Here is a 2,157-nt window from a genome sequence, read left to right as displayed (position 1 = left end):
CGAGACGCTTCTCGGCCGGAGCCGGCGCGTCGCCCGAAGGGATCAGAAACAGCCATCCTGCCTCGACCGCCTCGATCCAGCAGACGGATCGGTCCGCCTCGTGCCGGAGCCGGACCTGGGCGGCCACTGCGGTGCGCGAGCCGAAGCTGCGCAGCGCGCCTTGCGGGAACGGCGGCGCGGTATGGATGGCGATGTCGGCCGGTCCCGCGACGCCGGACGGCCCGCCCAGCGCCGTGTCGAGATCGCCTTCGGAGACGACGACCGCGTCGTGGGGCAGCCTCACGGGTTCGCCGGCGCCCCAGGCCACGACCCGGTGGGTGATGCGGGGTCGGTCGGCGAACAGGGCCGGTCGGTCGAAGACACTACGCAGCAGCGCCAGCGCCGTGTCGCTCAACAGGATCGCAGGAACCCGCGCTCGGTCCGCCGCCGTTCGGGTCGTGGCGATGCCGGCGCGGGCGAGCAGATGGGCGCAACAGTTCGCAGCGATCCCTTCGCCGTGAATGGCGACGGTCAGAGGCTTTCCGTCCGAGGTGCGCCGCCTCGCGTCCGACTGCCGCGGCGCCGTCGTGCTCACGGGGTCACGACCAGGCCCGACATGGTGATGTCATGAGTCAGCTCCCAGGCCGTCTCGGGTTTCAGGGTCTTGGCGTCGTAGACCGCCACATCGAAGCCTGCGCCGTAGATGTAGAGCTTCCGTCCATCGCCCGACATGCCGAAGTAGAAGCGACGCCGGCACTGGAATTCGGCCTTGTCGAGCGCCCTGTTCTTGTCCAGGTCGAAGCGCCAGAACTCGCAGCGCTGGTTGCCCAGGTCGCCGATGACGGCGACGGTGTATCCGTACTTGCCGTCCGGCGACACCTCCAGGCCGGAGAGCGCCTTGGGCGACGGCCCGATCGGCGTGAAGCTGAACTGGCGCGTGTCGAGGTCCAGCCGCGCGACCCCGAACGTCTTGTTGTGGATGTAGGGATCTTCGGTTTCGAACAGCGAGACGAACTGGCCGGGGGTCTGCAGGCGCCCGACGCCGCCGCCGAAGCTGACCTCCTGCATGCCGGGGAAGTCGGGCTTGGCCAGATCGAAGTGGTCGACGGTCTTGAGGTCGGCGGTGTTCACGACGATGACCTTGTCGCGGAACGCATAGAGCGTCTTGCCGTCCGGCGAGAGCATGAGGGCGCCGCGGAAGCTGAACTTCTGATCGTCGGGCTCGAGGTCGGCGGTCCGCACGACCTCCTTCTTCTCAAGGTCGACGACCATGAACTGCAGCTTGCTGATCCGATAGGTGTCGAGGCCTTTGTCGATCCGCGTGCCCAGAACGTAGAAGTAGCGGCCGGACCGGTCCGCGACCCCGCCGGTGAAGCGATAGCGCACGGTCGGGGTGTTCAGGCTGAAACTGTTGACGATCTTGCGCGTGGCGACGTCCACCACCTCGATGCCGCTCGTGGTGATGGTCGTCGCGTAGAGCAGCTTTCCGTCGTCGGAGAGCCGCATGCTCATCGGCAGGCCGGTCTTGAGATCGATCTCCTGGATGACCGCGCCCTTGGCCTCGTCGATGACCATGAGCTGGCTGGGATAGCCGCCGAGGAACATGGTGCCCGCCTGCGCCGGGCCCAGGGCGACCGCGGCCGCCCATAGGGCGATGAGACCTAGCCGGAGCGTCTTCATACGACGGACTCTTCCTCGATTGATGGGCGGGAACGGCGGATGGCGCGCTATGGGAAGACCAGGTCCAGCTTGCGCCAATCCTTGGTCGCAACGGCGCAGTTGCTGGCCCAGTCGGGCGAGTAGTTGACGTGGTCGGCGACCTGCACCGGCCAGAAGCAGGTGACGTAGCAGTCGTAGATGTCGCGCTCGACAGGCTGGCAAAGGCCCGCCGTACCGCCGCCGGCATCGACCTCCCAGCCCGGGAAGAAGGCCAGGCTGCATCCCATGGGCACGTGCGGCGTCTTGGGCTCCGGCTGTTGCTGGAGGGCGACCACGTCCTCTTCGGTCATCGAGGCCGCCTGGTCGATCCGTTCCGCCTTCCGGTTGACCGGCCGAAGATGCTTCATGACAGGGCCTTTCGTTCAGCCAGGCGTTCCAGGAACTGCGGGTTCTGCGCGCTCACCGCGCCGTAGATGCGCAGGCAGGTGTCGGTCCACTGCCGGATCCAGTCGCAGTAGT

3 protein-coding genes are annotated in these 2,157 nt (G+C 67.3%); all 3 read right to left on the bottom strand.

All coding sequences use genetic code 11. The annotated features are described in order from the left end of the window. On the bottom strand, nt 1-394 hold a 394-nt coding region (locus AX721_RS17590; RefSeq protein WP_197422628.1), incomplete at its 3' end, for a hypothetical protein. Between the two features lie 176 nt (nt 395-570). Further along, a complete protein-coding gene (locus AX721_RS17585) occupies nt 571-1,659 on the bottom strand; it encodes a YncE family protein (protein WP_068877287.1) in 1,089 nt (362 codons plus the stop codon). Nucleotides 1,660-1,706: 47 nt separating this feature from the next. Then, entirely contained in the window at nt 1,707-2,045 is a 339-nt protein-coding gene (gene qhpC / locus AX721_RS17580) for a quinohemoprotein amine dehydrogenase subunit gamma (RefSeq protein ID WP_068877286.1), read from the bottom strand. Nucleotides 2,046-2,157 lie beyond the last annotated feature (112 nt).

This window comes from Phenylobacterium sp. CCH9-H3, assembly GCF_001557235.1.
Classification (GTDB): domain Bacteria; phylum Pseudomonadota; class Alphaproteobacteria; order Caulobacterales; family Caulobacteraceae; genus Phenylobacterium.
This window is presented reverse-complemented; position numbering and strand designations above follow the sequence as displayed.